The 1625-nt window shown below is 38.1% G+C and carries 3 protein-coding genes; all 3 read left to right on the top strand.

The features are described from left to right. Positions 1-360 (top strand): ABC transporter permease (locus AC1DRF_RS26885; RefSeq protein ID WP_477742176.1); only part of this gene is annotated, 360 nt, incomplete at its 5' end. An 11-nt stretch (positions 361-371) separates the two neighbouring features. After that, positions 372-1349: an ABC transporter ATP-binding protein gene (locus AC1DRF_RS26880; RefSeq protein ID WP_477742175.1), complete on the top strand. Its 978-nt coding sequence runs from the start codon at positions 372-374 to the stop codon at positions 1347-1349. Continuing rightward, positions 1346-1625: ATP-binding cassette domain-containing protein (locus AC1DRF_RS26875; protein WP_477742174.1), on the top strand; the 280-nt coding region annotated here is incomplete at its 3' end. The genes AC1DRF_RS26880 and AC1DRF_RS26875, both read left to right, overlap by 4 nt.

Below are 1625 nucleotides of genomic sequence, written 5' to 3'. Positions count from 1 at the left end.
GTTCTTTCACTGCGTGAACAGCCTTTCATTCAAGCCACACAAATATTAGGTTTAAGTGATAAAAGAAAGATTTTTCATCATTTAATTCCCAATATTTTCCCCTTACTATTGGTTGTTGCTACTTTAAACGTAGCGGGAGCTATTTTAAGTGAGTCTGCCTTAAGCTACTTGGGACTAGGCGTAACTCCCCCTACACCTTCTTGGGGAAATATGATTGATGCAGCTAATAATTTAATTGATTTTAAAAAGCGACCTTGGCTTTGGATTCCACCAGGCGCTGCCATCTTTTTAACGGTCATTTCTATTAATCTTCTTGGAGACGGTTTAAGAGATGCGCTTGATCCTAAAATGAAAAGGTAGGTAATGAATAGATGAATATACCTTTACTAGAATTAAAAGACTTACATACCTCTTTTCATACGGAAGAAGGTACGGTTACAGCAGTAAACAACGTCAGCTTTTCCGTTAATCCCGGTGAAACAGTATGTATCGTTGGCGAATCCGGATGTGGTAAAAGCGTAATGGCTCTATCTATTATGCAGCTGCTTTCTGATTCAGGGGAAATTACAGACGGCAAGATTTTATTTAATGGATCGAATCTATTAAATAAAACAAAAAAAGAGATGAGAAAAATTAGAGGAAAAGACATTGGGATGATTTTTCAAGAACCGATGACATCTCTAAATCCAGTATTCACTATTGGAGAGCAAATTATTGAAACTCTATTAGAACATCTATCTATCAGTAAAACCGAAGCCTATGATAAAGCCATTGAACTCATTACGCTTTTAGGTATACCCAATGCTAAAAAGATAATAAAAAGTTATCCGCATGAGCTAAGCGGAGGCATGCTTCAGCGGATAATGATCGCAATTGCTCTTGGATGCAACCCTAAGCTATTAATTGCCGATGAGCCTACTACTGCTCTAGATGTAACGATTCAAGCTCAAATATTAGATCTATTACAAACTATAAAACAGGATCTTCGTACGTCTATCTTATTTATCACACACGACCTCGGCGTTGTAGCTGAAATGGCTGATACCGTAATCGTAATGTATGCAGGTAAAATCGTCGAACAAGCACAGGTAGTTGAGCTATTTCAAAACCCAAAACACCCCTATACCGAGGGCCTGCTTCGCTCAAAACCCGTTATCGGCAAACGAATACAAAGGCTTCATTCAATACCTGGGCAAGTACCAAAACTTACGGATCTTACAGAAAGCTGTTATTTCAGCGAGCGCTGTGAACACTGTATGGATATTTGCAAAACAAAAGCTCCTCCCTTCATTTCAGAAAACAATCACTACACAGCCTGCTGGCTTTACAAGGAAGGACCATATCAATGAGTGAAACACTGTTAGAAGTAAAAAACTTAAAAAAATTTTACTCCTCCAAATCTACGCTATTTAAATCAGCAAACGAACAGGTAAAAGCGGTGGACGGAGTAACATTTTCAATTAAAAAAGGTGACATTTTCGGATTGGTTGGTGAGTCCGGAAGCGGTAAATCTACTTTAGGGAAAACCATTTTAAGACTTCATAACAAAACGAGCGGAGACGTATTTTTTAAAGGAAAGAACGTTTTTAAGCTGTCGAAAAAAGAGCTGATTCAGTACCGTTTAC

The organism is Priestia sp. P5_B4 (assembly GCF_056400385.1).
This window is presented reverse-complemented; position numbering and strand designations above follow the sequence as displayed.

Excerpts from the sequence above, each read along its gene's own strand:
- AC1DRF_RS26880 (WP_477742175.1), top strand. The coding sequence starts at position 372 with ATGAATATACCTTTACTAGAATTAAAAGACTTACATACCTCTTTTCAT.